Source organism: Flavobacterium sp. (assembly GCF_025352015.1).
Classification (GTDB): Bacteria; Bacteroidota; Bacteroidia; order Flavobacteriales; family Flavobacteriaceae; genus Flavobacterium.
Genome location: NZ_JANXUG010000111.1, coordinates 1 through 4,572 on the forward strand (window position 1 = coordinate 1; position 4,572 = coordinate 4,572).

Below are 4,572 nucleotides of genomic sequence, written 5' to 3' on the forward strand. Positions count from 1 at the left end.
TCTAAAACCTAACGGAATTGTGAACCTCAAAACCGATAGCGAATTCATGCACGGCTACACTTTAGGGGTATTGCATGGCGAAGGTCACGAGGTATTGTACGCTAATCATAACATTTATAAAAACGAAGGTGCTCCAGCTGAAGTTACCCAAATTCAAACATTTTATGAAAATCAATATTTGGAAATCAACAAAGCAATTACGTACATTTGTTTCAAAATCAAATAGATGACCTATTGTTTGCAGCTTGTTTTGGGTTTTTGCATTGCTTTTCTAGCAGTAGTACTTCCTGGTTTAATCAATATGACCGCGGCAAAAATAAGTACGCTTGAAGGCAAAAATGTAGCAATAAGTTTTGCATTGGGCGCATCGTTGATTATTTTTTTCCAAACCTTCATTGCGATACTGTTCGCCCGATTCATAAATCATCACCAAGAAATTATTACCACTTTACAGGAAATTGGCATTTTGGTTTTCACAGGCTTGAGCATTTACTTTTTTTGGATTGCCAAAAAACCAAAGAAAATTAAAACGGTTAGCAAAATAAAAGGGAACTATAATCGTTTTTTCTTCGGAATGCTACTGTCAACTTTAAACTTACTTCCCGTTCCGTTTTACGTCTTCGCTAGTATGAGTTTATCTGCCGCTGGGTATTTCAGCTTCGAAAAAATTCCAGTCATGGCATTTGTATCTGGTGTAGTGCTAGGATCTTTTACCGTTTTTTACACTTACATCGTCGCATTCAAAAAGATAGAAAAAAAAACCGAATTTTTGACCAAAAACATCAATACCATTATTGGTTCGGCAACCACTTTTATGGCGCTGGTTACAGTCATTAAACTGTTTTACAGATAACGAATGGAATCCAATTTTTTTGATAAAGTTTACAATATAGTGCGACAAATTCCCCACGGAAAAGTAACCACGTTTGGCGCAATTGCCAAAGCTCTTGGCACAGCCCGTTCCTCAAGAATGGTAGGCTGGGCAATGAATGCATCCCATAATATAGAAGATGTTCCTGCGCATAGAGTTGTCAACAGAAAAGGATTGCTTACTGGTAAACACCATTTTTACGGAACGAACTTGATGCAGCAATTATTAGAAAACGAAGGCATCAAAGTAATCGATAACCAAATTGTCGATTTTGAAAAGCACTTCTGGCAACCAGAGGTTATTGATCAGTAGGCAGTTATGAAAAAAACAATAAATATTTTAAATTATAATTGTTACTTGTCTTCTTGTTTCCCTAAACATTTTCAAATCAACCGTATCTCTTTTTTATTTGATGCTGATGAATTTTTAAAAACGTGTACATATTTTTAAATTGTTATACCTATTTATAAATTTTTGCATGAGCATAAACACTTTTAAACACCCATAAACTACTTTACATTAGTGTTAATATTTTCAATTCATTAACTAGTGTTTCAATACAATTCCTATTATCTTTGCAATCTAAATTCAGTTTAAATAAAAGTAACTGAAACGATTAATGTATTCAAGATGAAATTAGACAGAAAAGAAATCCTTTCAGCCCTGGAAACCATATCCATTGCTGGCGAAGGGAAAAACATGGTCGAGAGCGGAGCCGTAAAAAACGTACTCACCTTTGGGAACGAAGTAGTAGTCGATTTGGTCCTGAAAACTCCAGCCATGCACATAAAAAAACGTGCTGAAGACGATATCAAAAAACTAATCCACGAAAAATTCTCGCCAGATGCTGTCGTGAAAGTCAATAGTAAAGTAGAGGCAGCAGATAATCCAAACGAGATTAAAGGCAAATCGATTCCTGGCATCAGCAATTTTATAGCCGTTGCTTCGGGTAAAGGTGGTGTTGGGAAATCAACCGTTACGGCTAACTTGGCAGTAACATTAGCCAAAATGGGTTTCAAAGTTGGAATTTTAGATGCCGATATTTATGGACCATCCATGCCCATCATGTTTGATGTAGAAAACGAAAAACCAATTTCGGTCGAGGTTAATGGTAAATCCAAAATGAAACCAGTAGAAAGCTACGAAATCAAAATTCTATCCATAGGATTCTTTACAGCGCCAAGTCAGGCCGTTATTTGGCGTGGACCAATGGCTTCCAAAGCGTTAAATCAAATGATTTTTGATGCCGACTGGGGCGAACTCGATTTCATGTTGATTGACTTACCGCCGGGCACTGGTGACATTCACTTGTCTATCATGCAATCCTTACCAATCACAGGAGCCGTTGTTGTAAGTACGCCGCAAGCAGTTGCATTAGCCGATGCTAAAAAAGGCGTTTCCATGTTTTTATCAGACAGCATCAATGTTCCAGTTCTCGGAATTATAGAAAACATGGCCTACTTCACTCCAGAAGAATTGCCAAATAACAAATATTATATCTTCGGAAAAGAAGGTGCCAAAAACTTGGCAGAAGATTTACAAGTTCCGTTTTTAGGCGAAGTTCCATTGGTGCAAAGCATTCGCGAAGCTGGTGATTATGGTCGCCCGGCAGCTTTGCAAACAGCATCGGTAATCGAAAATGTATTCGAAGAAATCACAAGAAACATAGTTCAGGAAACAGTAAACAGAAACCAAAGTTTACCACCTACTGAAGCAATCAAAATAACAACTATGGCAGGCTGTTCTGCTGTAAAAAAGAATTAGAAAATTAGAAAGTGCAAATTAGAAATTTAATACTATTTAGAACATTTTCTCATTATCAAATTGACAAATTACCTAATTAAAAAATATATGACAAAGGAAGAATTGACTTTAAACATAGAAAAAGCCTTAAACGAAATCAGACCTTTTCTAAATTCAGACGGCGGCGATATTAGTTTAGTTTCTATTGAAGATGAAAAACATGTAAAAGTACGTCTTCAAGGTGCTTGTACTTCCTGTAGCTTAAGTGTAAGTACCATGAAAGCCGGTGTAGAAACTACTATTAAAAAGTATGCGCCACAGATTGAGACAGTAGAAAATATTGCATAAAAGCAGTCATTAAGTCATAAAGGCTTAAAATATCTAATCATAATTCTTACAAACTTTCGACTTTAAATATGATTGAAACAGATATATTAATAATCGGTGCTGGACCAACTGGCCTTTTTGCTGTTTTTGAAGCAGGATTATTAAAACTAAAATGCCATCTTATTGACGCTTTACCACAAATTGGCGGACAGCTATCGGAATTATATCCCAAGAAACCCATCTATGATATTCCGGGTTTCCCCGAAGTTCTAGCAGGAGATTTGGTTACCAATTTAATGGAACAAACAAAACAGTTTCAGCCAGGATTTACCTTGAACGAAAATGCAGAAACAATTCAAAAGCTGGAAGATGGCACTTTTATCGTAACAACCAATAAAGGAACAAAACACCACGCCAATGCGGTCGCTATAGCAGGTGGTTTGGGCAGTTTTGAACCCAGAAAACCTTTAATTGAGGACATTGCGTTCTATGAAGACAAAGGTGTTGAATATTTTGTAAAAAACCCTGAACTTTTTAGAAATAAAAAAATCGTAATCGCAGGCGGCGGAGATTCTGCTTTGGATTGGTCTGTTTTTTTAGCCGATGTTGCTTCAGAAGTTACTTTGATTCATCGGCGAAATGAATTCAGAGGTGCATTAGATTCCGTTGAGAAAGTACAGGAATTAAAACATTTAGGGAAAATAAAATTGATTACGCCAGCCGAAGTTATTGGTTTAAACGGCGCCGAGCATTTAGAATCAATAGACATTGATGAAAATGGCGCACATCGAAATATCAAAACAGATTATTTTATTCCGCTTTTTGGATTAACACCAAAGCTAGGTGCCATTGCCAATTGGGGTTTAGAAATCGAAAAAAATGCTATCAAAGTCAATAACGCTCTTGATTATCAAACCAATATTGATGGGATTTACGCCATTGGCGATGTCAATATCTATCCGGGAAAACTCAAACTAATTTTGTGCGGTTTTCATGAAGCGACCTTGATGTGTCAAAGTGTTTATCAACGAATGAATCCAGGAAAGAAATATGTTTTGAAATACACCACTGTATCTGGCGTTGACGGCTTTGACGGGACCCGAAAGGAAGCTGAAAAAGCGATTGTAAAAGCGATAGATTAAATTTTTTATATTTGTACTATGGACGATTTTAGAATGAATAGAAATGTCGTTTCAAAATCTACTTTTGAAGAAGCAGATGACCATGTAACTTTTTATAAAGACAAAACTCCTTTAGAACGATTGAAAGCAGCTTGTTTCATTATAAATTCAATATTTGTTGTAACACCTGCTACCCAAGTTGATAAAAAAGTAACATTTGCCAGAAAACATGTCAAATAATATTTTCAATATTGATTTTTTGGAGTTTCTGGAACTTCTAGAAAAGAACAAAATCGAATTTTTATTAGTTGGTGGATATGCAGTTGTACTTCATGGGTACGTCAGAAGTACAGGTGACATGGACTTATGGATTGAGAGAACTGATGAAAATTATCAAAAATTAAAAAAAGTATATTTAGATTTTAACGCTCCAATATTTCCTGAAGAACAATTTACAAATCATAAATTTAATGTGTGGGGAATTGGAGTTGAACCTTCTAAAATAGAGAT

Annotated in this window: 6 protein-coding genes and 2 pseudogenes; all 8 read left to right on the forward strand. The window is 35.9% G+C overall.

Annotated elements, in window-relative coordinates; genetic code table 11:
- Positions 1-226, forward strand: a pseudogene (locus tag Q0Q96_RS11120) (tRNA (guanosine(46)-N7)-methyltransferase TrmB); the annotation flags it as partial.
- The gene (locus Q0Q96_RS11125; RefSeq protein ID WP_293875368.1) at positions 227-853 is read left to right on the forward strand and encodes a lysine transporter LysE; all 627 of its coding nucleotides are present in this window, start codon (positions 227-229) and stop codon (positions 851-853) included.
- 3 nt (positions 854-856) lie between these two features.
- Complete coding sequence (locus Q0Q96_RS11130; RefSeq protein ID WP_293875370.1) at positions 857-1,183, forward strand: MGMT family protein; 327 nt, start codon at positions 857-859, stop codon at positions 1,181-1,183.
- Positions 1,184-1,501: 318 nt separating this feature from the next.
- A complete protein-coding gene (locus Q0Q96_RS11135; protein WP_293875372.1) occupies positions 1,502-2,635 on the forward strand; it encodes an Mrp/NBP35 family ATP-binding protein in 1,134 nt (377 codons plus the stop codon).
- 87 nt (positions 2,636-2,722) lie between these two features.
- Positions 2,723-2,962 (forward strand): NifU family protein, encoded by a 240-nt coding sequence (locus tag Q0Q96_RS11140; RefSeq protein ID WP_293875374.1) that lies wholly within the window; start codon positions 2,723-2,725, stop codon positions 2,960-2,962.
- Positions 2,963-3,030: 68 nt separating this feature from the next.
- On the forward strand, positions 3,031-4,083 hold the full coding sequence (locus Q0Q96_RS11145) for an NAD(P)/FAD-dependent oxidoreductase (RefSeq protein WP_293875376.1): 1,053 nt from the start codon (positions 3,031-3,033) through the stop codon (positions 4,081-4,083).
- Positions 4,084-4,101: 18 nt separating this feature from the next.
- Positions 4,102-4,302, forward strand: a complete 201-nt coding sequence (locus tag Q0Q96_RS11150) for a hypothetical protein (RefSeq protein ID WP_293875378.1) — start codon at positions 4,102-4,104, stop codon at positions 4,300-4,302.
- Positions 4,292-4,572, forward strand: a pseudogene (locus Q0Q96_RS11155) (hypothetical protein); the annotation flags it as partial. The gene Q0Q96_RS11150 and the pseudogene Q0Q96_RS11155, both read left to right, overlap by 11 nt.